The organism is Paenibacillus provencensis (assembly GCF_042678545.1).
GTDB classification, from domain to species: domain Bacteria; phylum Bacillota; class Bacilli; order Paenibacillales; family Paenibacillaceae; genus Paenibacillus; species Paenibacillus provencensis.
In genome coordinates, this window is record NZ_JBHTKX010000007.1 from 97,346 (window position 1) to 120,481 (window position 23,136).

A 23,136-nucleotide genomic window follows, 5' to 3' on the forward strand; every position below is an offset into this window, starting at 1 on the left:
AATCATAACACATGTCCTTCCTGTTCCTGATTCAAGAGTGACACGCTTGTGATTTTAATCTTAGGTCCGTACTGCTTGCGGATTACTTTTCTCGCTTCAATAGCGGTTCTGGCTTTGACAATGATCTCTTTAAGTTCATTCTCTTCTGTATCAATTACAATCACATATCTTTTAGCTCCACATTTCATAAATAACACCTCCATGAAGCATTAACTTCTTATTTTCAAAAATTCGATTTATCCAACCTAAATCCTTTATCGAAATTAATTATGGTAAAATCTAACTATCCTGCTGTTAAATACGTTCTCTCTAAATAGGGAGGTATGCACATGGTTAAACGAACGACCGCAGCCAGTCTGCTTACGATCACTCTGGTTATTTTCGGTGGAAGATTCTTCTTCACTTATAATCGGGACGGTCATATTTTGTATACAGAATATACAGTATGTCTGTTCGTCACTATTGGTGTGCTTCTTTATGGTCTTATCACGGAGCAGCGCAATTTGAAAAATAAAAGATTGGTAGAGTATCAGCTTAAGAAACTGTCGCTCTCTACTAAAATTACCTTAGCAGGCTCTATTTTGATTGCACTGCTAAGCATACATACTATTTATCTGGAGCTTAAATTTCCACTGCCCGATATAGAAGGATTTTTTGAAAGTACACCGGAAAGTGGGAATTTAAGCATCTTAATTCGTATTTATGTGCTTGTAGTTGCCATCCTAACAGCTATTCGTTCGGCTCTTGTGCTTCAAATGTATTCTCGTGCATTAAACCAAAAAGAATCCGCCAAGGAGGATGCTGATCATCTCTAAGAAAAACATAGCTTTTATTATTTTTATCCTCTGCTTTGTCGCCAGCCTGTTCAGTTTATCTATTGTGCAATCGGACGGTCCCTTATGGGATATTCCATTTATTTTGATCACTCTTGTCAGCTGTGGTTCATTTCTATGCTATTCCGTTCTAGAGTTTCGTGAGCTGTTGAACGATAGAAATGAGGACAGAATCAAAACATTCAAATCTGGCATTTATTATAGCTTAATTATATCAATCATCTGGATCCTGCTTTATATACCTAGGCTTCAGGATGACCTTACTCCAGAAGTGTTTGATGAAAGAGTGATGCCCATTGATTGGGACTCGGCACAGTTACATCTTCTTGGTATTATACTGTTCTCGATGATGCTGCTTCGCTCGATCGCGGGCGTACGATTCCTGAAGAAACTCCAGAATGATAGTCTCGACGCAGACTGAATATTCACTAGGAATTAAACGGAATAGTAGAAGGAGGATCTCATGTATAAGAAAACGATAAGCATAGTACTTTATATCACAGGAGTAATATTATTCCTGATCCGTACGTTCATCCATGAGGCAGACCGTCTGCTAAGTTTCGATTTTGTACTTCTCACATTATTTACCGCTAGTGCGGGGATCTACATGATATATCATGAGAAGCAAGAGCTGACTCACAGTATGACGGAGGAAAAGCTCTTAAAAATGCGAAAGGAATATCTTTTCGGAATATTTGGTATAGGTTTTGTTATGCTTCTGCAAGTCAATATGTTGTTCCGTGAGCTATATCCCAGGCCTTACATAAACGGCATGCCTCGATCAGTAGATTGGTCCTCCGCTCAGACTAAGGTTTTTGTAGCCATCATTTTTACAATTATATGGGGTCGTAATATTCTTGGGTATTTCATCCTGCGCAAAACCAAAAAAGCCGAGGACGTATAAGCCTCATCCAATTCATGGATGTGACCTAAGGTCCTCAACCTAGTTAACTGGCAGTCTTACTCCGGCCAGCCTTTCACAACAACCTCATCGTTATCCTGCTCAACGTAGTCCGGCCGTTCCTCACCATTCATGAGCCACAATTCGTGCAGCGCACGCGTACAGCCGACATATAACAGCTTGGCGTCCCATGCGCTGCTGCCATAATGAGCTTGATCCGCATCCGCAACAATAACGGCATCGAACTCCAGTCCCTTGGACAGATACACCGGAAGCACCGAGTAGCCGCCCTCATACTGCTTCTTGCCATCATCGATCAGATTAACCTCAAGCCCTTCAGAACAAAGCCGCTCATGCAGAGCTTTAGCTTCCCTCAGAGAGCGTGTCAGGATGGATACCGTCCTGTAGTCCTTGTCAATGAGCGTCTCCATTGCTTTTTTCAAGGAAGCTTCTCTACCCTCTTGCCCGTAATCAATGAGCCGAACACCGTCTCCGCTCCGGAACACGGGTACAGCTGTGATGCCGCTTTGAACGCCTTTTTCCAAGATCGTATTGGCAAACTCAATGACTTCCATCGTAGATCGATAGCTTCGAGTCAGCGCAAAATAATCATTATATTCCGGTGCAAAGAGTGAGCTCATTTCCTCCCACTGATGCACGCCCCGATAGGCATGAATGCCCTGGGACAAGTCGCCAAGGATTGTAAAGGAGTGACCTTTGACGAACAAATCCAGAAGCGCAATGTGGAATGGTGAAAAATCCTGCGCCTCGTCAATGACCACATGATCAAATCGCTGATTCCCGTCAACCTCATGTACCAGTACATGCAAATAAACGAGTGCCGGAAGATCTTCTTCACGAATGACATTGTTCTTCAAATCAAGAGCTGTCGACTTAAACACAGACTTTGGAATCTGGCTGACCGCTTCCACTGGTATGAGACTCGCACCTTTGGCTGCTTTGAAGATCTGTTTGTACAGCGTAAGCGGCTCATATTTCGGCCATTTGTTGCCATAAGCCTTCTCGCGTGCTGATGCCTTCTTCTTCCACTCTTTAAGAACGGTGGCCGAAGGTGCCTTCTTAAGCTCCATTTCAATCCAGCGATGCACCCGGGCCATGACTCGTTCTTTGCGCTTCGCAAGAGGGTAGGGCTTATACTCTTCCTCAAACCACTTCACAATCTCTGCTCTCGTAAGCACTGCCCCGTCCCACGGTGAAAAGTCCATATCCGGTACAGAGCTGATCTCCATCCTCTTAACGCAGTCACGAAGAATTTCCATAAACGCAATAGATCCCTTAAACCGCCCTGGTACTTCCTCCGTAATCTCCGGCAGTTCTCCTTCACCCTCAAACCAATAAGACAAAGTTTCTGCAGGATCTGCCAGTCTCAGCTCCATGTCCAGCAGATTCATTGCCCAATCTGAGAAGGTGCTCTGCTGTATGTCACCCACACCGAGCTCAGGCAGTACGTTAGAAATGTAATCCAGGAACATATTATTGGGGGCAAAAATAATCATTTTCTCTGCCGATACCTGCTCCTTATACTGGTACAGTAAAAAAGCAAGGCGATGGAGCGCCACGGTTGTTTTACCACTCCCTGCAACCCCCTGAATAATGAGCGCTGTATTCCGCGCTGCCCGGATGATCCGGTCCTGCTCTGCCTGAATCGTAGATACAATATCACGCAGCTTGTTGTCCTTATTCTCACCGAGTCGATAGACGAGGAATTCATCCGATACGGCAGGCTGGTCACTGTCCCGATTATACGTGTCTGCCACACGCTCAAGGATCTGCTGGCGAATCACAATATTTCGCTTTAAATATACGAGACCTTCAATGATACCTTCGGGTGATTCATATTCTGCAGGTCCATCCCCGCCGGTAAAAGAATAAAAGAGACTCGCCACTGGCGCCCGCCAATCAATGACCAGCGGCTGATCTGTGTACTCTTCACGATCTACGCCGACTTTGCCAATGTATAGCGGCTTTGAACTGCCAGTGCCGAGCTCTTCAAAATCAAGACGTCCGAAATAGGGCTCCTTCACGCTCTTGAAAAGCCGTTGTCGGCGTTCCTCTCGGCCCGCCTCAAGCACCTGCTCTGTAAAGTCATGACCGGTATATACCGGAACCGACTGAAGCTTCGCAAGCTGCTGATCGACTTCCTTCATCGTATCTTTAAGCCTCTGCTCCTCTTCTTGATAGGCACTTTGAATCGTGTCATCCATAGTTCAGTTACCTCCTAAGAATTATTTTGCAGCTCGGACGTATCCGTACAGCAAAAGGAGTACTAATATACCACAAAAGATAATGAAAAGCTATTCAATTCCGGAGGGGCTGAGTTCCTCATAATTAGGCATACCGTTTATTTTATAACAAAGCATAGACCACAAAATTAAGTAGGAAGAGAACTGCTATGAAATACATTACCTTAGGTACTTCTCTGCCTTGTCCGGCTGCCAGCTTGGCTACGGGATACGCGATAAATCCAAATGCCATGCCATCAACAATGCTATATGTGAAGGGAATCATCACCATAATTAGAAATGCGGGAAAAGCTTCGGTGTAATCCGAGAACTTGATATCCTTTACGCTTTGCACCATCAGACCGCCGATAATGATCAGTATCGGTGCAATTGCACTGTCGGGTATAAGCGTTAATAAAGGGATGAATAAAAAGGTTGCTCCAAACAATACCGCTGTCGTTAGCGGTGTAAGCCCCGTTCGCCCCCCTGCTGCAATGCCCGCCGTTGTCTCGGCTGCTGCTACTACAGGACTTGTACCAAATATTCCAGCAAACACATTCGTAATCGAAAGTGCCCGAAGGCTGCCTTTGAATGTCTCTGGACGCTGAGTAATGTTCGTATGAGAAGCGATCAGACCAATGTTCTCAAATACAACAATAAGCAGCAGCAAGAAGACCGCAATCCAGAAGGATAGATTCACCAGCCCTGTAAAAGACAGCTCTCCAAACAATTGCCCATACTCTCGTATCGGCTCAGATGCCGACATCATTTGAGAAGGTGCTTCTGCAGCACCCAGCACATAGGCCAAAATCGTACCTGCGACCATGCTGATAAGGAGGCCGCCCTGCACATTTCTAACGAATAACACAAAAGCTAGCAGCAATGTAAGGCAGGCTGTCAGCACACCAGGGTCATCGAAATGGCCGATCGTTACAAAGGTCGTTTGATGCGCCACAACAATCCCGCTTTTTTGAAGACCGATAAAGGTCAGGAATAGTCCGATCCCCACCGTAATACCATGCTGTAAATTGTGAGGAATCGCCTCACTAATCACTTTATACAGGTTCGTAAAGGCGACGACCGCAAACAGAATGCCCGTAATCGTGACCACCGCTAAAGCTTCCTGCCAGGTCAATTTCATGGAATGAACAAGGGTATAAGCAAAAAATGCGTTGATTCCCATTCCCGGAACAACGATAATCGGCGATTTGCCGATAAACGCCATAAATAGACAGCCGGCAATCGAAGTTAACAAAGTTCCCACCATGGCTGCCTGCAGCGGCATGCCTGCATCCGCCAGAATGGAAGCATTGACCATTACAATATAAACAACAGAGAAGTAGGAGATGATTCCCGCTCCAAGCTCTTTCTTGAGCACATCTCCTTGTCTCATTCCAACCCATCGGAACAGACTTTTTTGTTTCATATACTCCAATCCTCTTTTCCTTCACTTCAATTATCCATACAATCTCCATACAAAGAAAAAAAGCGTGAATACCATACGCTGGTATCCACGCGGGAACAAGTTTATCTTGTTCAGATTATATTCATTTTAAACCTGAAAACATCGGCTTAAGCATCCTATTTCACGGCTAGCAAATCCTTGATGGCTTCACTGACCATGATAAGTCCTGCAACAGGAGGCACAAAAGCATTACTTGCAGGCGGCTGTTTTGCTTTACGGATCTCAGGTGCATTTTCCGGAACAATCTTATCCGTTACATCCTGACGTGGCTTCATCGGCTGCTCTGTTGAGAAGACGACCTTCACGCCTTTTTTAATACCGTGCTCCTTACGCAGTTTGTTACGAATGACACGAGCCATCGGATCCATGGAGGTCTTGGAAATGTCGGCAACCTGGAATTTGGATGGGTCCATCTTGTTGGCTGCTCCCATGCTGGAGATCATCGGAATTCCTCTCTCCATGCACTCCTTGATTAAGTGGATCTTGTAAATGATCGTATCGGATGCATCCAGTACATAATCCAGCTCGTATTTAAACAATTCCTCGTAAGTCTCTTCTGTATAGAACATGTTAAGAGCAATGGCATCGATCTCCGGATTAATCAGCTTTACCCGATCCACCATCAGATCTGCTTTCTTCTGACCAATCGTTGTCGTTAAGGCATGGATCTGACGATTGATATTCGTAATGTCGACAACATCCTTATCAATCATAATAATCCGTCCTACACCGGTACGAGCCAGAGCTTCTACGGCCATAGAGCCGACGCCCCCGATGCCGAGCACAGCAACGGTGCTGTTCTTCAGCTTCGCCAGGCCTTCCGGTCCGATCGCAAGTTCCGTTCTTGAAAATTGATGTAGCATGGTGACAATTCGTCCCCCTTACTTAGTTCTTTTCCGCTTTGGGCTTGCGAGAAACGCGGATATGAAGCTGCTCCAGCTGCTTCGTATCTACTTCCGACGGTGCATTCATGAGCAGGTCCGTAGAGCTTGCCGTTTTCGGGAAAGCAATCGTTTCACGCAGGTTATTACGTCCTGCAAGCAGCATAACCAAACGGTCGAAACCGAAGGCGATACCGCCATGCGGAGGCGTGCCGTATTCAAATGCGTCCAGCAAGAATCCAAATTTGTCATAAGCTTCTTCCGTGGAGAGTCCAAGAGCAGCGAACATTTTCTCCTGCACATCACGCTTGTAGATACGCATGGAGCCGCCGCCTACTTCATAACCGTTCAGCACCAAGTCATAGGCCTGAGCGCGAATTTGACCCGGATCGGTTTCGAACAGGTGCAGATCTTCTTCCTTCGGACGCGTGAATGGATGATGCTCAGCCACATAACGTTTCTCATCCTCATCGTATCCAAGGAGCGGGAAATCTACGACCCAAGCAAATTTAAACTTATTATCGTCAATCAAACCAAGCTGACGGCCGATTTTCAAACGCAGTGCTCCCAAAACATCGGCTACTACTTTTTTGTTGTCAGCTGAGAAAAGAAGCAAGTCTCCGTCCTCCGCACCTGTGCGCTCTCTGATCGCTTCGATTTCTTCAGGTGACATGAATTTCACGATAGGCCCCTTGAATTCGCCTTCTTTCACTTGAATCCAAGCCAGTCCTTTGGCACCATAACGCGCTGCATAAGGTCCCAGGTCATCGATTTCTTTACGAGTCCATGTTCCGCAGCCTTTGGCGTTCAAGCATTTCACTTCTCCGCCCTTTTCGATCACCGAAGCAAATACTTTTACTCCGCTCGTTGCTACAATATCATTCAGCTCGACAAGCTCCATACCGAAGCGCAGATCGGGTTTGTCTGAACCGTATTTGCCCATTGCATCCGCATAAGTAATACGCTGGAACGGGGTCTCGATTTCGACTCCTTTGGTTTCGCGGAACAGTTTAACCATAAGATCTTCCATCATAGGCAGCAGCTCATCCTGCTGCAGGAAGGAAGTCTCAATGTCGACCTGTGTAAATTCCGGCTGACGGTCAGCACGAAGATCCTCATCACGGAAGCAGCGGGCAATCTGATAGTAGCGCTCGAGACCGCCAACCATAAGAAGCTGCTTGTATACTTGTGGTGACTGTGGCAGAGCGAAAAATTCGCCTTCATGCACACGGCTTGGCACCAAGTAATCACGCGCACCTTCCGGTGTGCTCTTCGTCAGAATCGGAGTTTCTACTTCAATAAACTCTTTTTCATCCAGGAAATCACGGAATACTTTGGCTGCTTTGGAACGCAGACGGAGCGTCTCCTGCATTTCCGGACGACGCAGGTCCATATAGCGATATTTCAAACGAAGGGATTCATCCACTTCAATTCCGTCTTCGATAAAGAACGGTGGTGTTTTGGATGCGTTCAACACTTCAATCTCTGTAATTCGTACTTCGATCAAGCCTGTGGGCAGGTTCGGGTTAACCGTTTCTTCATCCCGCTTAACTACCGTTCCTGTCACAGCCAGAACATATTCACTGCGGACACGGTCAGCGATTTTGAGCGCTTCGCCGGAGTAATCCGGATTAAATACGATTTGCACGATTCCGCTGCGGTCGCGCAGATCAATGAAGAGTACGCCCCCAAGGTCACGGCGAGTCTGTACCCAACCGTTCAGTGTAACTGTTTGACCAATGTGCTCGGTCGTAAGTGTTCCGCATTGATGACTTCTTTGCATCTTCATTCTCCTTTGTAATCAAAAATTATATAAAATGTTTAGGAAACTTTTTAAATTCACCCTCCTAAATCCTCCCTGACAGGGAGGACCCCAGAGGGCGCTGCCCTCTGGACACCCGGAACCTGCAGCAGATGCAGCAGTTGGTGGAAGGTGAAAAAACTTACGTTAGTAGTGGGAGCGCTACTGTCCTTACCTTTGCCGCATTGCTGCAAAGGTAAGGACCCCGCTTCACTGCTTCCAAAGAGCGTAAAACCCCTATAGCCTTCGGCGTCTCTTGCATTGCTTCGCTCTATGCAAGCAAATGCAGGCAAACCCTTATAGCCTTCGGCGTGCCTTGCATTGCTTCGCTCTATGCAAGCAACTGCAGGCAAAACCCTATAGCCTTCGGCGTGCCTTGCATTGCTTTGCTCTATGCAAGGAAGTGCGGGAATACCCCCTGTAGCCTTCGGCGTGCCTTGCATTGCTTCGCTCTATGCAAGCAACTGCAGGCAACCCTTATAGCCTTCGGCGTGCCTTGCATTGCTTCGCTCTATGCAAGGAAGTGCGGGAATACCCCTGTAGCCTTCGGCGTGCCTTGCATTGCTTCGCCCTATGGCAAGCACAGAAGCGCTGCTGATACTATTGCAGCGCGGAGACCAGATCGGCGAGCTTCACGACACGCTGCTCGCCGTCTTGCATTGACTTGAGCGTGATTTCTCCCCGCTCAAGCTCATCCTCGCCGAGAATCGCGGTATACCGCGCTTTCAGGCGATCGGCCGACTTCATTTGGGCCTTCATCTTCCGGCCCAAATAATCGCGCTCTCCGCTGTATCCAGCTTGGCGCAATTTAAACAGCTGTGCTGTCACCTCTGCCTCGGCAGCTTCGCCAAGGGCTACAAAGTAAACATCGAGCGGTTTCACCGCATCAAGCTCCACTCCCTGCTTATCTAGAATGAGCAGGATACGCTCAAGACCAATACCAAAACCGATACCTGGCTGATCCGGTCCGCCGATATCGCCTACAAGACCATTGTAACGACCACCGCCGCCAATAGTGTCAATCGCACCGATTCCTTCGGCTTTCAGCTCAAAAGCAGTCATCGTGTAATAATCAAGTCCCCTTACAAGACGGTGATTCAGCGTATAAGGAATCTCCATACGGTCTAAATATGCTTGTACCTTCTTGAAGTGGTTCGTTTCTTCCTCACTCAGGCTGTCCAGAATGGAAGGGGCATTCGCAAATTTATCCTGATCCACTTTGCAGTCAAGCACACGCAGCGGGTTCCGATCCATCCGGGATTGACAATCCTTACATAGCGAATCTCTCATCGGATTAAGGAAGGCCAGCAGAGTTTCACGATATACAGCTCGGCTCTCCGCATTACCAACGGAGTTCAGCTCCACGGTAACGCCCTGAAGTCCCAGCTCCCGGCAAAATTGATATCCGAGCGCAATAACCTCTGCGTCAATCGCAGGGTCTACCGAACCGAAGGCTTCTACTCCAAATTGATGAAATTGACGCTGGCGTCCGGCCTGCGGTCGCTCATATCGGAACATCGGACCCGTGTAATATAGTTTAGTTACATCCGGCTCTCCGTACAGCTTGTTCTCTACGTAGGAGCGGACAACTCCTGCTGTTCCTTCCGGCCGAAGCGTTATGCTCCGATCGCCCTTATCTTTGAAGGTATACATTTCTTTCTCTACGATATCTGTTGTCTCTCCTACCCCCCGTTCAAACAGGTGAGTCTGCTCAAATATCGGTGTACGAATCTCCCGATAGTTAAACCGCGCGCATAGCTCTCTTGCCTTGCTCTCAACATACTGCCACTTCTCCACCACACCTGGCAGCAAATCCTGTGTACCCGTCGGTTTTTGAAAAGCCATTCTTCATCCCTCCATCACTTTCCAAGTGAATCATCTTATATTAAAAAGCATGTTTAAAAAACAAAAAATCTCCCGCCCTGTCTCATACAAGAAACAGGGACGAGAGATTGCCATAAGCACATCTACCGTGGTACCACCCACATTCCGAACAATGATTGTATTAACTCATTCGTTCGCTTAAGGCGTGTAACGCTCGCCAGCGCGGTACGGCTAATCACCAATTGTTGCTTTCGCCGCCCGTTCTCGAGGAAGTCATTCGTCCGGTCATCATGAGAATCCTTCCAGCCTAAGGGATTCATCTCTAAGCATGTGGGGCACGGAGTACTTGGTCCTGTCATCAAATCACATTATATATCCTTATATTATTGTTCGATTGTAATGAACCCATACGTTAAAGTCAAGCATTTTCAAAAAGAAAATAACACGCCAGGTAAACTAATTCCAGAAAAAAGACAGAAAAAAACCTACAAAAACGGTTTGTAGGTTCAAAGTATATATTTAAAAAGGGGGTCATGCTGTTATTATAAACAGCATATATTAATAATTGATGTAGTTAATATGACGAGATCATTACAATTTTGAAAGCGCTTTATATAAATTGGCCTCACATGATTAGTTCCGTATAGTGAACAACATATATTGTCCCTGAGGCAAGCATTGATTCTCAGCACGTTCATAATTTGTTCCACATCGACACGGATTACTCGTCAATCTCAACATATCCACCTTTAGAGCGAATTTTGTTTACGACATCCTCGTACTCTTCATCCTTAACCTTCACAGCTAATACATAATGGAGGTTGTCATAGTCGTTAGTGAATACATCCTCCGCATTCAGCAGCCCGCCTTCCCGATTACCATTGCGATCTGCCGCTGTTGGTTCATCAGGATCACGATCAGAGACAACGGGAATAATAGACTCCGTTTGTGTTCCTGCAGCTGTCCCGACAGCACCTGTTGTATTGATTCCTCCCACATTGTTTTGCGGAACAAGGGGAATGAGAATTCGATTTGATCTCCCAATGGAAGAATCTAATTCTCCTACCTCCAATTGCTCTGTAGCAAATGCATGTAGGGAGATTCTTGCACCTTCTGCATCATCTTCGGTTCTGAAATACGCTTGTATTCTCTTCGACATAAAACAAACCCTCCTTATTAAAGTAGTTAGTCCATTATTAAAGTAGTTAGTCCATTGTATTCTGAAGCAGCACTTACAAACCCAGCTTCATTTATATCGCTTTTAGTATTTCTCGCACGAATGCCGGTTCGTCCTCAGGGGTACGGGAAGTGATAAAATTACCATCCACAACCGCTTCCTCATCACGGAATTCAGCACCCGCATTGATCATATCGTCTTTGAGAGGGGGATAAGAAGTCACGGTGCGTCCCTTCAACAGATCCGCGCTCGCCAAAATTTGCGGGCCATGACATATTGCCGCGATTGGCTTCTTCGCCTGATTCACTTCGGTAACGAATTTCAGGATTTGATCATTCAAACGAAGATTTTCTGGTGAAGATCCGCCCGGAATGACGACGGCGTCAAATTCAGCTGCACTGACCTCCGTAATGGCTTTCTCGATGGTATACTCTTCTTTCCCTTGTTTCCCTTTCACGGTAGCTCCCGCTTCAAGGCCGATAATCACGGCTTCATGTCCTGCTTTCTTTACCTCATCGTAAGGAACTTTCATTTCCGAGTCTTCGAATTGGTCTGCTAACAAAAATGCTACTTTACTCATTGATTATCGTCTCCTTTCAAGGCAATAGCGCCTCGAGTATTCATTACCCTGTATAATCAGTTTTATAACATCCACAGCAAAAATCTACTTTCCAATCAAAATCATCTCATCAACCATCAATGAAAAAAAGCTATCTCCTTGGGGGAAAGCATCTCCAAGAGAATAGCTCTAAGACCGCGGCAACCGGATTCTGACCGGCTTATCGGTCGATGTCGTTTCATACAACGAGATGGTTTTGGCTGCTGCTAAATTGGCCAAATGCATGGCTTCCGGAACACTTCCAGGCAGAAGCAGCATACACGCATTCATGTTCATTTGCTTTAGGGATTGTCGCATATTAAAAAGACACCGTCCTTACCAGGGTTATTCATTACCTAGTATGTCCCGGTGTCTTTACAATTAACCTTAGTTAAAGTATACGAAGTCAGTTAGACCTTGCTCTCCAATATCAGTGTCACAGGGCCGTCATTGGTCAGCGCCACATCCATCATCGCTCCAAATTTTCCTGTTTCAACGGTAAGCCCCTTGCTTCTAAGCTGCTCATTGAAATACGTATACAGCGGCTCTGCTGCTTCAGACCTCGCCGCAGCCATAAAGTTCGGTCTTTTTCCTTTACGGGTGTCCCCATAAAGCGTAAATTGAGACACGGATAAGATGGCACCGCCAACATCCACAATGCTTTCGTTCATTTTTCCGGCTTCATCCTCAAATACACGCAAACCAGCAATTTTTTCGGCCAAATAGTCAGCATCCTTCTGACTATCCTCATGAGTAATACCAACAAGAAGCATAAATCCTCTATTAATCTGGCCGATAACCTCTTGATCTACAGTTACTTTGGCTTCACTTACGCGCTGCAATACCACTCTCATGTCAATCTGTACTCCTTATTGCATGATCCGATGTACAGAATATACATCTTTAACTCGCTTAATTCGCTCTACAACGGATTGCAGATGATCCGTATTCCGAATCAGAATGGTCATATGAACCTGAGCGAGCTTATTCTTATCGGTACGACCAGTAACAGCAGATATATTCGTCTTACTCTCGGACACGGCTTGGAGTACTTCGTTAAGCAGCCCATTCCGATCATGTCCAGTAATCTCGATATCGACGCTGTAGCTCGCCGATTCATTCTCATTCTCCCACTCCACTTCGATCACACGTGCTGCTTCTTCCCCTTCGATATCTAGTGACGGAAGATTAGGGCAATCCGTACGATGGACAGATACCCCGCGCCCGCGCGTAACATACCCTACTATTTCGTCACCTGGCACCGGATTACAGCAGCGTGCAAATCGTACAAGCAGATTATCTATGCCTTTAACTTTAACGCCGTTCGTATGCTGGACTTTTCGCTCAGGAGCAGCCTTAATTTCCTTGCGCTCTGTTGTGAGCTCAAGCAGACTTGCTTCCTCCTGCTCTTTCCGAAGCTTCTCTGTTAAACGTGTTACGATTTGGGATGCAGTAATTCCGCTGAAACCAATCGCAGACAGCATATCGTCGATATCGTTAAACGCGAACCGCTTGCAGACCTCCTGCAATTTATCATCAGTAAGCCATTGAGAAGGCTCGAGGCCGATTCGTTTCAGCTCACGCTCAAGGCTTTCTCGACCTTTTTCGACATTTTCTTCACGTTTCTCTTTCTTATACCACTGTTTAATCTTGCTGCGCGCATGAGAAGATTGTGCAATCTTCAACCAGTCACGGCTAGGGCCATATGAATGCTTGGAGGTCAGAATCTCTACAATATCGCCGGTCTTGAGTTGATAGTCCAGTGGTACAATTCGCCCATTGACTTTGGCTCCAATGGTACGGTTTCCTACTTCTGTATGAATACGGTAAGCAAAATCAAGAGGCACCGAGCCTGCAGGGAGCTCAATCACTTCCCCTTTTGGCGTAAATACAAATACAAGATCAGAGAAAAAGTCCATCTTCAAGGATTCAACAAACTCAGAAGCATCCTTCGCTTCATTCTGCAGCTCCAGAATTTCTCTGAAGAACGTAATACTGTCCTCTAAGTTATTGCCTCCGCCTTCCTTATATGCCCAGTGGGCAGCAATACCAAACTCTGCTGTACGGTGCATATCCCAAGTACGGATCTGAACCTCGGTCGGCTCTCCCTTTGGACCTACGACCGTCGTATGCAAAGACTGATACATATTGGCTTTGGGCATCGCAATATAATCTTTGAATCTCCCAGGCATCGGTTTCCACAATGTATGGATAATTCCGAGAGTAGCATAGCAATCTTTAATATTATCAACAATAATCCGGATAGCGAGCAGATCATAAATTTCGTTAAACTGCTTGTTCTTGCTCGTCATCTTCTTATACACACTGTATATATGTTTAGGGCGTCCGGACAGATCAGCCTGAATCCCCATCTCACCCAGCTTGTCGGAAATACGATCTATGACATTATCAATATATTGCTCACGTTCTGCACGCTTCTTGTGCATTAGGTTAGCAATTCGGTAGTACTGTTGCGGGTTCAAATAACGGAGCGCAATATCCTCCATCTCCCACTTGATCGCCGAGATCCCGAGCCGGTTGGCAATAGGACAGAATATCTCCAAGGTTTCATACGAAATACGTCGTTGACTTTCTTCGGACTGAAATTTCAACGTACGCATATTATGGAGACGGTCCGCCAGTTTAATGACAATGACCCTGATATCCTGCGCCATCGCAATAAACATCTTCCGGTAATTCTCGTTCTGCTGCTCCTCTTTTGAACGAAATTTAATACGTTCAAGCTTCGTCAGACCATCCACAAGCATGCCGCACGTGTCTCCGAATTTCTCTTTGATCTCGTCCAGAGAAACTGTAGTGTCCTCAACGACATCATGAAGCAGGGCAGCAATAATTGATATGCTGTCCATTTGCATATTCACCACGATATCTGCAACAGCTAGCGGGTGCAAAATATACGGTTCGCCCGATTTGCGCGTCTGTCCGTGATGAGCTTTCTCAGCAAAATCATAGGCTTCACGGATCCGGGTTAATTCGGGTTCTTTGATATAGGCTCCAGCCTTCTCCAGTAATTGCTCTATGCCCATCTAATCTTGTCCGATTCCTTTCTATAATAAAATGGAACCCGCCGATCTTACATCTACACAGGTTCCCCGAAATAGTGATTTTATAATATTATGACGCTTACCTGCTTCTACGTCAACCGTCGTCATAAGATGACAAGTTATGCTTTTTTCACCAATTCCCCAATCTATTCAACTTCATTTAGACTCAAAGTCAAACCGCTCCTATGAAAACGGAAAGAAATTCATTGAAAAATCTCGTGAAACTGTATAATCTATTATGGATTGCAGAGGCTACATCTAATGATTATGCACGATATTATTTTGAGGAGTGAACAATTTTGCAGCGTGAAATCGGAGTTAACGAAAAGCTCCCTGTAGGACCAGGTCTTCTATTAAGTATCCAGCATTTGTTTGCCATGTTCGGCAGCACTGTACTGGTTCCGAACATCTTTGGTGTTGATCCTGGGATGATCCTATTAATGAATGGTATAGGGACACTTCTCTACATCTTTATATGTAACGGAAAAATCCCCGCCTATCTCGGCTCCAGCTTTGCTTTTCTTGCACCTGTCGGAGTCGTACTGGGTGAACATGGGGGGAACGGATATTCCATGGCCCTCAGCGCGTTTATTGTCACGGGTATTATCTTCTGTCTTGTTGCTCTAATTATTAAATATACAGGCACGAAATGGCTGGACGTGCTCTTTCCTCCAGCAGTCATGGGGGCCGTTGTGGCTCTAATCGGACTGGAGCTCGTTCCAGTCGCAGCCGAAATGGCAGGTCTTATTGGCACAGGAGAGGATTGGTCACCGGATGCAACCACCATCACCTTATCCATGGTTACACTTGGTGTTACTGTACTTGGATCCATTCTATTTCGTGGATTTGCAAAGATCATTCATATTCTGATCGGTATTGTGGCAGGTTATCTGCTTGCGTTCTTAATGGGAGTAGTAGATACGACCAGCTTTACAAGTGCAAGCTTGTTTAAAACTCCCGAAGTAACGACACCTACTTGGGATATCGGGGTAATCCTTACGATTGTACCCGTTGCCTTGGTCGTTATTGTTGAGCATATCGGTCATCTGCTCGTTACAGGCAGCATTGTAGGCAAGGACCTGTCCAAAGACCCCGGGCTTCATCGCTCTCTGCTCGGTAACGGGATTTCGACTGTCATATCCGGATTTGTAGGCTCTACTCCTAATACAACCTATGGAGAAAATATCGGCGTTATGGCTTTGACTCGGGTATATTCCATATTTGTCATCGGCGGAGCTGCAATCATCGCCATCCTGCTCTCGTTCTCAGGTACATTCACAGCGATTGTCGCCAATATTCCGACAGCTGTCATGGGGGGCGTATCACTCCTCTTGTTCGGGATCATTGCCGCATCCGGGTTCCGAATCTTTGTTGAGCAAAAAGTCAATTTCTCCAAAACCAAGAACATGCTGCTGACTACGCTCGTGTTCGTTACAGGGCTCAGCGGTACTACACTGTCTATCGCGAACGTACAGCTCAAAGGGATGGCACTAGCTACAATCGTAGGCATGATTGCCGCTCTATTGTTCTATCTCTTCGAAAAACTGGGCTGGATGAATGAACGTGAAGATGAGTCCGCTCACTAAGGTACACACATACGAACGAAAAAAGGTGATCAGCCGTGGCTGATCACCTTTTTTGCTACATCTAATGCTTATTCGTCAAAATATTTCCCGGGAAACGGGAGTTTAGTATTTCATAAGTGAATAAACATTCACATCAGTAAGTTTATCTCTACCGTTGAGCTCTTCAAGTTCAATCAGGAATGCAGCGCCAACTACGTTTCCACCCAACTGACGAACTAGATTTACGGAAGTCGCAATTGTACCGCCTGTTGCGAGCAAATCATCAGCAATCAGCACATTTTGGCCTTTTTCAATGGCATCCGTATGCATCGCTAATTTATCTTTACCGTATTCGAGATCATATCCGATTTCAATGGTTTCACCTGGTAATTTACCGCTTTTACGAATAGGTGCAAAACCGACACCCAGTGCATAAGCAAGCGGTGCTCCAACAACGAAGCCGCGTGCTTCCGGGCCCGCAATCACGTCAATTTTCAGATCAGATACAAGCTGCTTGATTTCATCTACCGCTTTGCGGTACACTTCTCCGTCCTTCAGCAGTGTTGTAATGTCCTTGAAGCTGATTCCGGGCTGCGGAAAATCAGGGATAACCCGAATGTAATCTTTAAAATCCAAAATAATCTCCTCCTAAAATAAATGAATGCTTAGGATGCACCTTTCATGTGAGACATCATCCATTGCATCAGTTGGGGCGCTGCCAAATCAAACATCGCATGTTCCATATCAACGAGCTGTTCAATAGCCTGGTAGTTTCGGGAATCCATCAAATTTTGCTTGGAAGGATTCCTCACGAATGTTATTGTACCAGAATTTCGTTCAATGAATGACAGCTCCTCAAACACATCCATCACCTTGGAGATCATCCTTACAGAATATCCGCACTGACGGCTGAGTGCCTCCATCATTCCTTTTTCCGGTACAGCTTCTTGTCCCCATTTGGATATAAGGACATATATACGTTTAAAATCATCACGTGTAAATCGCTGCAGTCTTTCGCTGCGATGTACATGGGCGTGAAGAAGAATAACATTACCCGTTCTCTTGATCAAGCTTTGCATCGCTGTTAATTGCTCGGCAGTTTTGGGGGTATCCAGAACAAACAGATTATCTAGCTGCTCTCCCTCAAATCCTAACGCTAAGTCGTTCTTCGGAACGACTCCAACCTTCCTATCATATACCCAAATTGCCTTTTCATTCAATTGGTTTTCTAGACCAAATATATTTTTTTCATGAACAAGCACTCCGTTGATGCTTGAAGCGGATTGAGCACGGCTTCCCAGCTGCTGTATAAAACGCTCGATCTCGCGTGCTGGATCCCTGCTTCCCCGATAATCGAATACCTGGTGCTCTGGAAATCTGAAATCCTCCAGCATCAGCTGCAGCTTTCTAGATCCATTCCATTCATTGATTTGCAGCTCACCCATCACTTCAAATGCAGAGCCTTCTGGTAGGTAGTCCGCAAATACGCCGCTCCCAAACGAAACCGCATCAATGAGCTGACCATCTTGTTCTAGCGTAAGCTTTAAATGAGACTGATCCTTCCCCATCTTGCGAATTCCGACCAGATTGACATTTCGGATTACGAATTTAGGAGTCGGATTGTCCATTCCAAAAGGCTGAAGCAGCTCCAGCTCTTCGATGACAGACAGAGGTACCTCACTTAAACTGCACTCTCCATCTGTTTCCCTCACCGGAATAAAATGCTCAGGCTGCATCGTTCTCTCCGCGTACTCGTTCAGCTGCTGCTCGAGAAGAGACAGTTGATCACGATGCAGCGTCATTCCTGCTGCCGCAGGATGACCTCCATAATGATCCATGACGTCCTTGCATGAGGTTAGTGCCTCATAAATGTCGAGTCCAGGGACGGATCGGGCAGACCCTTTACATTTGCCGGTCTCTGGATCGATGCCCAGTATTAAAGTGGGCCGATAATAACGTTCCAGCACTTTAGATGCCACAATCCCTACAACACCTGGATTCCAGCCCTCGCCTGCAAGGACAATAACATGTGGAAGTTGACCACCGGAGGCTTTTTTATGCTCCAGCATCTCGACAGCTTGCTGCGTCATTTGCTGCACCACCTGCTGACGCTCCCGATTAAGCAGATCCAGCTCCTCGGCAAGTCTTACCGCTTCATCTTGACTCTCGGTAGTTAATAGGGCAACAGCCCTGCCTGCATGATCAAGTCTGCCGCTTGCGTTAATACGGGGACCTACTGAAAAACCGATATGAACAGAATTGACGGTAGCTAGATCAACTCCGCTGATCTCGAGGAGTGCACGAATCCCAAGATAAGCAGTATTTCTCATGGATTCAATACCTTGCTTAACAATGATTCGATTCTCACCCGTAAGCGGCATTAGATCCGCTATCGTGCCGATGCTAGCAATTTCCATCCATTCCTTGGGCACATCCCCTAGAATCGCTTGGGCAAGTTTCAAAGCAACCCCCACCCCAGCTAGTCCTTTAAAAGGATATGGGCAATCTTTTTGCTTGGGGTTAATCAGGGAATAGGCTTCCGGCAATAGATCAGGGGGCTCGTGATGATCAGTGACAATGACATCGATACCGAGCTCTCTGGCATATGCGATTTGTTCCACAGCGCTTATTCCTGTATCCACTGTAATAATTAGTGTAACTCCCTGCTGATGAGCCCAATCCAGAGCATGGTTGTGAAGGCCGTAGCCTTCATTTGCACGATGGGGAATATATATATCGTAAGAGGCAGAGAGTCTGCGCATCAAATGAATCATCAGTGAGGTACTGGAGACTCCATCCGCGTCATAGTCACCATAAATTAAAATATGTTCACCTTGATCCAGCGCATCCTTAATGCGAGGCACTGCTTCCTTCATTCCTTTTAACAGATAAGGATCATGCATGGATACGGCAGCAGCATTCAAGAAGGATGAAGCGCTATCCGTACTTCCTAATCCTCGGTTAGCAAGCAGTCTAGCCATCAGGGGAGATATGTTTAGATCTTCAGCTAATTTGTGTATTTCTTCCTCATCATGCTCCGGCATGTTCCATTGATATTTCGAGTAAAGCACTGAAATCACCTTTCTTTCTATACAGAATGAACTAAGGCATCACTATCCACAGTTCAATCCATCCAGCACGCCGCAAACCATATATATCAATAGCCAGCTACTCATATACGCTGGCCGTTTGTTTATTGAAGCAAAGTAGTCGACTCGCGTTCAGCCAGCTCATAATTGCTCTTATATGGATACTCTGACAAATACGGCAAAACTTCTATGCTGACCTCTGCAATGTGTTCAAATCGTCCTACAAGCAGAACCTTAACACGTTCAGACGTTTCCTGTGCCTCAGCAACGCTCATTCTTGGATTCACTGTAACTATGACATCTACATAAATACCACTAGTCCGCTCATAGGCATGAATCTGTTCAACCGTTACAATACCATGAACGCGCTGAACTGTCTCCATGTAATCATAGGTATCTCGCCGAATCCCCTTTTCTCTATGGCCCAAGAAATAGTTCACGAGCAGCTCATATCCCTTCCAGATCACGATTGCAGATGTCATTAGTGCAGCAACAGGTTCACAATATAGAAGCATTGAGTTATCCAATTCTTTACCGACCATAGCAAGAGTGATGCCTGCAAGGACGATTAGAGAGCTATAAAGAGCTAGACGGTGACTATGGCCCATCATATGAATTGCCCGTTTATCTTTGAGGCTGCGTCGCCATTCATATTGAAACCATATCTCTCTAGCAACAAACGCAACAAACGCGATGATGAGGACCATCAGCTGCGGCGGTTCAAGGTCACCTACCACCATAACATAGACAGAAGAGAAAGCAATTTGCATCGCACCTAATATCACGAGCAAAGGAATGATGAGTGCAAGAAATTCTCCGAATCGAACCGTGTGGCCTGAAGAGGATTCTGTTATTTCCTTATTCGCGTTACCGAACCTATGTGTAATAAGTGCAGAGACCTCTCCTGCCGAGTACATGGCGTCGCTCAAAAGCGCCTTGTTTCCCGAAATATAACCCACACTGCCTTTTAAAATAGTCAGTCCCATATTTCCAAGCATGCCGGTCCAGAAACGTGACTTGTTTATGTGTTGCAAATATTCAGTGGTCATCCGTGTTCCCCCTCTACACGTTAGACGGTTAGATTCGAAAGCCGCGCCTTACGTAGACGCGGCTTTCTTTGTTTTTTTCCATTAAAGTCAGCTAGTCGACTTCGCAGGATTGTTTGTTATTGGCTTTTGTTTGTTTTTAAGAATCGCCCAGAGCGGACTTGCAATAAATATGGATGAGTAGGCGCCGAAGACAAGACCAATCACCATAGCCAGTGAGAACATGCGAATCGATTCGCCGCCCAGCAGGAATAAGAACAATGATGCAATAAATACGGTAATGGTCGTATTCAGTGAACGAGTCATCGTCTGTGCAATGCTTCGGTTTACAACCTCGTTCACATCTTTGCGTGACTTAATCTTGGTAAATCTCAAATTCTCTCGAATCCGGTCAAATACAACGATGGTATCGTTGATGGAGAAACCGACAATCGTCAATACAGCCGTGATAAAGGTCAGATCCACTTCCCATCTGAATATGGAGAAAATACTGATGACGACAAAGGCATCATGAAGCAGTGCTACAATTGCAGCTACAGCAAATCTCCACTCAAACCGGATCGTAACATAGATCAAAATCCCCAAGCTTGCGATCAATACCGCATAAATGGCATTGCGTCCCAGCTCTTTGGCCATTTCCGGATCGACGGTGTTGACTTCAAAGGACGCTTCCGGGTCAATTTGTTCATTAAAAGCCGATTTCAGACTTGCTTCCTGTTCTTCATTAAGCACCGAAGAAAAACGAATGCTCACTCGGCTTGTACCTGCAGAAATGGCAGGCTCATCATCCGCAAGTCCCAGCTCTTCAAGGACAGGTTCGATTTCTTCCGTTGTAATGGTTTTGGATGCAGATACGTCTACATTCGAGCCTGAACGAAAATCCACGCCATAGTTAAGCCCAAAGACAGCAAGGCTTAATATCCCAAGCAAAGTGATAACGATGGAAAACGTATAAAAATATTTGCTTACTTTGATGTAATCAAATTCCCAATTAAAGCGCACGAATTTCACTCTCCTTCACGCCGAAGTAAGAAGGCTTCTTAATCAGTTTTGCTTTGACAAGCAAGTTCAGCAAGAAGCGGGAGAAGAAGATATTCGTAAGAATGCTCGTTACAATATCTATAATCAGAACAATTGCAAAGCCTCTGACTGCTCCGGTACCGAGCCAGAACATAACAGCAGCTGCAATAATCGTTGTGACATTCGAATCCATTACCGTACGGAATGAGATCCGTTCACCGGACTTGACAGCAGACATGACACTCTTTCCGCTGCGAAGCTCTTCTTTAATCCGTTCATAGGTAATAATATTGGCGTCAACCGCCATCCCGATCCCCAGAATGAAGGCCGCGATCCCTGGCAGGGTGAGAACAAAATCCCCCCAATAAAAAATAAGCAAAACAAGCCATGTATGCACAATGAGGCAAAAGCTTGCTACAATCCCAGGTATACGATATAACCCAATCATAAATATCAAAATAAAGGCGGATGCAATAATTCCGGCTTTAATTGTCTGCTCTAGGGATAGCTGTCCAAGTGAAGCTCCCACGCTTTGAGAGTATTTCTCTGTCAGCTTCAGCGGCAAGGCACCCAGATTGATTGTGTCTCGAAGCTGATTCGCTTCTTCCCGTGTGTAGCTTCCTGAAATTTGTGCCCTGCCATCGGTCAATACTTGTCGCACTACCGGAGCAGACAACAGCTCATCATCCAAGTAAATAGCCAGATCTTGACCCTGCAGACGCTCCGTAATTTCTGCGAACTTATCCTTGTCCTTGACCTGAATGTCTACCATAGGCTCGTTTAAGCTGTTAAATACAACAGAGGCGCCGTTCTCGACAAACTCATTTCCTCTGAGCTCTATCTTGCTGTACTCCCCAGGCTCGTCCCCTTCCTGAGCACTACGGAACGTCAGAACTGCCGGCTCCTTCATCTGCCTGCGTACCTCTGTCTCATCCGTAACTCCAGCTAGCTTCAAGCGAATCCGGTTTGTACCCTCTGTTGTTACTTCAGGCTCACTTGTACCTAATGCATTGGCACGTTGCTCGAGACTCTTCGCCGTTTGTGTAAGTGATTCTCTGGTGACTTCTTGTCCTGCTTCCAGCGGCTCAGCTTCATATAAAATCTCGAAGCCTCCCTTTAAATCGAGGCCGAGGCGTATATTGTTAAGCAGACCTGGGCTTGTATAGGCCATAACGCCGGCGGTCACAAGCACGACCAGAATGAAACTGATAGCTCTCTTCATGCCGTCACTTTTATCCCCCTTCATTCTCAATATTCCTATTATAGCGATGCAGGAAATCTCAGTCAATTTTCCTATATGAAAAAGGCATTAAGTAAATCGTTATTTTGGAACAAAAAAATTCCTCTCTCGATTAGAAAGAGGAACCTCGATAAGCGGACAGCGTCATGTAATTCATAAAGCTGGTTGCCTTCAGCGATAAAATATCGTTAACCAGCTGATGCAGCTGCGGAACGCCGTGTTTCTCGTATTTATGACTAATACAGTTCCAAACATCCTTACTGGTTACATGCTCATATCCTACCAACCGAAGTTCCTCCGCTTTACTGCAGCATAACAGCTCGATGGCTTCTTCTAGCTCCTGTCCATCCATCTCTTCAATTGTGGAATCCATCTGCTTCAGTCCTCC

General features: G+C 45.9%; 21 protein-coding genes. 4 read left to right on the plus strand and 17 right to left on the minus strand.

The window, feature by feature from the left end:
• Positions 1-2: 2 nt before the first annotated feature.
• Positions 3-188, minus strand: coding sequence for a hypothetical protein (locus tag ACFQ3J_RS24105; RefSeq protein ID WP_091158885.1), 186 nt, complete (start codon positions 186-188; stop codon positions 3-5).
• A 141-nt stretch (positions 189-329) separates the two neighbouring features.
• Between ACFQ3J_RS24105 and ACFQ3J_RS24110 the strand changes: the two genes are divergently transcribed.
• From ACFQ3J_RS24110 to ACFQ3J_RS24120, 3 genes are read left to right on the plus strand one after another with little or no spacing between them, the layout of a single operon-like run.
• Complete coding sequence (locus tag ACFQ3J_RS24110) at positions 330-815, plus strand: hypothetical protein (RefSeq protein ID WP_251584193.1); 486 nt, start codon at positions 330-332, stop codon at positions 813-815.
• Entirely contained in the window at positions 799-1,254 is a 456-nt protein-coding gene (locus tag ACFQ3J_RS24115) for a hypothetical protein (protein WP_251584191.1), read from the plus strand. Before ACFQ3J_RS24110 ends, ACFQ3J_RS24115 begins: the two co-directional genes overlap by 17 nt.
• Before the next feature lie 42 nt (positions 1,255-1,296).
• Positions 1,297-1,737, plus strand: a complete 441-nt coding sequence (locus ACFQ3J_RS24120) for a hypothetical protein (RefSeq protein WP_251584189.1) — start codon at positions 1,297-1,299, stop codon at positions 1,735-1,737.
• Between the two features lie 56 nt (positions 1,738-1,793).
• Here ACFQ3J_RS24120 and ACFQ3J_RS24125 read toward each other — a convergent pair whose 3' ends face one another.
• From ACFQ3J_RS24125 to ACFQ3J_RS24170, 10 genes are all read right to left on the minus strand, one after another.
• A complete protein-coding gene (locus ACFQ3J_RS24125; protein WP_251584188.1) occupies positions 1,794-3,959 on the minus strand; it encodes a HelD family protein in 2,166 nt (721 codons plus the stop codon).
• Positions 3,960-4,101: 142 nt separating this feature from the next.
• Positions 4,102-5,403 (minus strand): NCS2 family permease, encoded by a 1,302-nt coding sequence (locus ACFQ3J_RS24130; RefSeq protein WP_047913312.1) that lies wholly within the window; start codon positions 5,401-5,403, stop codon positions 4,102-4,104.
• Between the two features lie 155 nt (positions 5,404-5,558).
• On the minus strand, positions 5,559-6,305 hold the full coding sequence (locus tag ACFQ3J_RS24135; RefSeq protein WP_091158891.1) for a tRNA threonylcarbamoyladenosine dehydratase: 747 nt from the start codon (positions 6,303-6,305) through the stop codon (positions 5,559-5,561).
• Positions 6,306-6,327: 22 nt separating this feature from the next.
• Entirely contained in the window at positions 6,328-8,106 is a 1,779-nt protein-coding gene (gene aspS / locus ACFQ3J_RS24140; RefSeq protein ID WP_251584187.1) for an aspartate--tRNA ligase, read from the minus strand.
• A 618-nt stretch (positions 8,107-8,724) separates the two neighbouring features.
• Positions 8,725-9,969 (minus strand): histidine--tRNA ligase, encoded by a 1,245-nt coding sequence (gene hisS, locus ACFQ3J_RS24145; RefSeq protein WP_251584186.1) that lies wholly within the window; start codon positions 9,967-9,969, stop codon positions 8,725-8,727.
• Between the two features lie 700 nt (positions 9,970-10,669).
• Positions 10,670-11,107, minus strand: a complete 438-nt coding sequence (locus tag ACFQ3J_RS24150; RefSeq protein ID WP_091158897.1) for a hypothetical protein — start codon at positions 11,105-11,107, stop codon at positions 10,670-10,672.
• Positions 11,108-11,198: 91 nt separating this feature from the next.
• Entirely contained in the window at positions 11,199-11,705 is a 507-nt protein-coding gene (locus tag ACFQ3J_RS24155; RefSeq protein ID WP_091158899.1) for a type 1 glutamine amidotransferase domain-containing protein, read from the minus strand.
• A 168-nt stretch (positions 11,706-11,873) separates the two neighbouring features.
• Entirely contained in the window at positions 11,874-12,041 is a 168-nt protein-coding gene (locus tag ACFQ3J_RS24160) for a hypothetical protein (RefSeq protein ID WP_170862453.1), read from the minus strand.
• Between the two features lie 92 nt (positions 12,042-12,133).
• Positions 12,134-12,577 (minus strand): D-aminoacyl-tRNA deacylase, encoded by a 444-nt coding sequence (gene dtd, locus ACFQ3J_RS24165; RefSeq protein WP_091158900.1) that lies wholly within the window; start codon positions 12,575-12,577, stop codon positions 12,134-12,136.
• A gap of 15 nt (positions 12,578-12,592) precedes the next feature.
• Positions 12,593-14,770 carry a RelA/SpoT family protein gene (locus tag ACFQ3J_RS24170; protein ID WP_091158902.1) on the minus strand — a complete coding sequence of 726 codons (2,178 nt, stop codon included), beginning with the start codon at positions 14,768-14,770 and terminating at the stop codon, positions 12,593-12,595.
• Between the two features lie 317 nt (positions 14,771-15,087).
• Here ACFQ3J_RS24170 and uraA point away from each other — a divergent pair, with 317 nt between their 5' ends.
• Complete coding sequence (gene uraA, locus ACFQ3J_RS24175; protein WP_091158904.1) at positions 15,088-16,374, plus strand: uracil permease; 1,287 nt, start codon at positions 15,088-15,090, stop codon at positions 16,372-16,374.
• Between the two features lie 102 nt (positions 16,375-16,476).
• On the opposite strand, the gene ACFQ3J_RS24180 is transcribed toward uraA, so the two are convergent.
• The 6 genes from ACFQ3J_RS24180 to ACFQ3J_RS24205 all read right to left on the minus strand — a co-directional run bounded on the left by ACFQ3J_RS24180 (position 16,477) and on the right by ACFQ3J_RS24205 (position 23,121).
• Positions 16,477-16,989: an adenine phosphoribosyltransferase gene (locus ACFQ3J_RS24180; protein ID WP_091158907.1), complete on the minus strand. Its 513-nt coding sequence runs from the start codon at positions 16,987-16,989 to the stop codon at positions 16,477-16,479.
• A gap of 29 nt (positions 16,990-17,018) precedes the next feature.
• Complete coding sequence (recJ, locus tag ACFQ3J_RS24185) at positions 17,019-19,424, minus strand: single-stranded-DNA-specific exonuclease RecJ (RefSeq protein ID WP_091158908.1); 2,406 nt, start codon at positions 19,422-19,424, stop codon at positions 17,019-17,021.
• A gap of 122 nt (positions 19,425-19,546) precedes the next feature.
• A complete protein-coding gene (locus ACFQ3J_RS24190; protein ID WP_091158910.1) occupies positions 19,547-20,491 on the minus strand; it encodes a cation diffusion facilitator family transporter in 945 nt (314 codons plus the stop codon).
• 87 nt (positions 20,492-20,578) lie between these two features.
• Positions 20,579-21,490 (minus strand): protein translocase subunit SecF, encoded by a 912-nt coding sequence (secF, locus tag ACFQ3J_RS24195; protein WP_091158912.1) that lies wholly within the window; start codon positions 21,488-21,490, stop codon positions 20,579-20,581.
• Positions 21,480-22,730 carry a protein translocase subunit SecD gene (gene secD / locus ACFQ3J_RS24200; protein WP_091159275.1) on the minus strand — a complete coding sequence of 417 codons (1,251 nt, stop codon included), beginning with the start codon at positions 22,728-22,730 and terminating at the stop codon, positions 21,480-21,482. Before secD ends, secF begins: the two co-directional genes overlap by 11 nt.
• Before the next feature lie 130 nt (positions 22,731-22,860).
• Positions 22,861-23,121 carry a post-transcriptional regulator gene (locus ACFQ3J_RS24205; RefSeq protein ID WP_047913325.1) on the minus strand — a complete coding sequence of 87 codons (261 nt, stop codon included), beginning with the start codon at positions 23,119-23,121 and terminating at the stop codon, positions 22,861-22,863.
• Positions 23,122-23,136: the final 15 nt, after the last annotated feature.